This is a genomic window from Rossellomorea oryzaecorticis (assembly GCF_038405515.1).
Classification (GTDB): Bacteria; Bacillota; Bacilli; order Bacillales; family Bacillaceae_B; genus Rossellomorea; species Rossellomorea oryzaecorticis_A.
Genome location: NZ_JBBYAF010000109.1, coordinates 1 through 441, shown reverse-complemented (window position 1 = coordinate 441; position 441 = coordinate 1). Strand labels below are relative to the sequence as shown.

The window sequence follows — 441 nt, the reverse complement described above, 5'->3', positions numbered from 1 at the left end:
TGGAGAAGTACTCAAGTGGCTGAAGAGGCGCCCCTGCTAAGGGTGTAGGTCGGGCAACTGGCGCGAGGGTTCAAATCCCTCCTTCTCCGCCATCATGGCCCGTTGGTCAAGCGGTTAAGACACCGCCCTTTCACGGCGGTAACACGGGTTCGAATCCCGTACGGGTCATTTTAAAGAGGCTGGGACAAAAGTGTTTTAGTCTAAGTAAAACCCGAACTAATTTGCCTTTCAGTAGGCAAGTAAGTTCGGGTTTTTAGTTTGTTTTAATTTACAATGAGATAGTAGCACTTTCCAGCGGTTGATTGGAGTGCAAGACGAAGACTCCTGCGGGAAGAGTAGCTTATGGGAGACCTGTCCAGCTCCAGGGCTTAGAGGCACATGTCATAAGTCAACTCGTCCAAGAAGGCAAAGAACGCCTTCGTGGTCGATTTGCCTTATGCC

The 441-nt window shown here is 50.1% G+C and carries 2 tRNA genes; both read left to right on the top strand.

The features are described 5' to 3' along the window. Position 1: 1 nt before the first annotated feature. A tRNA-Ser gene (locus AAEO50_RS21320) sits at positions 2 to 92 on the top strand. A 4-nt stretch (positions 93 to 96) separates the two neighbouring features. Continuing rightward, positions 97 to 168: transfer RNA gene (locus AAEO50_RS21315), tRNA-Glu, on the top strand. Positions 169 to 441 lie beyond the last annotated feature (273 nt).